The following is a 555-nucleotide window of genomic DNA, read 5'->3' on the forward strand; positions in this document are numbered from 1 at the left end:
CCCGGCCGCGCCCGCCGCCCCTGCCCACGCCGACCAGCCGACCGTCGTGATGGGCCGCCCCGTGACCGGGCCCGCCGGCCCGGCCCTCGAGCTGGACGGCCGCATGCTCCCCCTGGACGGGGACGACCTCATCCTCGGCCGCTCGGCCGAGCGTGCCGACCTCGTGATCCCGGACTCCTCGGTGTCCCGCGAGCACCTGCGCCTGCTCACCGTCGGCTCCACGGTCACGCTCCTGGACCTGGGCAGCCGCAACGGCGTGCTCGTCAACGGCCGCCGCGTGGACGGCTCCGTCACCCTGCGCGACGGGGACGTGGTGACCGTCGGCCAGACCGAGCTGCTGTTCTTCGGCGGGACGGGGGGCCGCGCATGAGCGAGCTCGCCGTCGCCGTGCTCCGCATGGGCCTGCTGCTGGCCCTGTGGGTGCTGATCATCTCCATCGTCATGGCGCAGGGCCGCGACCTCGTGGTCGGCCGGCGCAACAAGACGCGCCTCCAGCAGGCCCAGCGCGACGCCGGCCTGGTCACCGCGGTGCCCGCGGCCGGGGTCGCCGGGGCG

Annotated in this window: 1 protein-coding gene and 1 pseudogene; both read left to right on the forward strand. The window is 76.4% G+C overall.

Going from position 1 to position 555, the window contains the following annotated elements:
• Positions 1–370: FHA domain-containing protein (locus HMPREF3105_RS01240; RefSeq protein WP_141762374.1), on the forward strand; the 370-nt coding region annotated here is incomplete at its 5' end.
• A pseudogene (locus HMPREF3105_RS01245) lies at positions 367–555 on the forward strand (FHA domain-containing protein); the annotation flags it as partial. The gene HMPREF3105_RS01240 and the pseudogene HMPREF3105_RS01245, both read left to right, overlap by 4 nt.

Origin of the sequence: Micrococcus sp. HMSC31B01 (assembly GCF_001816085.1) — a bacterium.
Lineage (GTDB): Bacteria > Actinomycetota > Actinomycetes > Actinomycetales > Micrococcaceae > Micrococcus > Micrococcus luteus.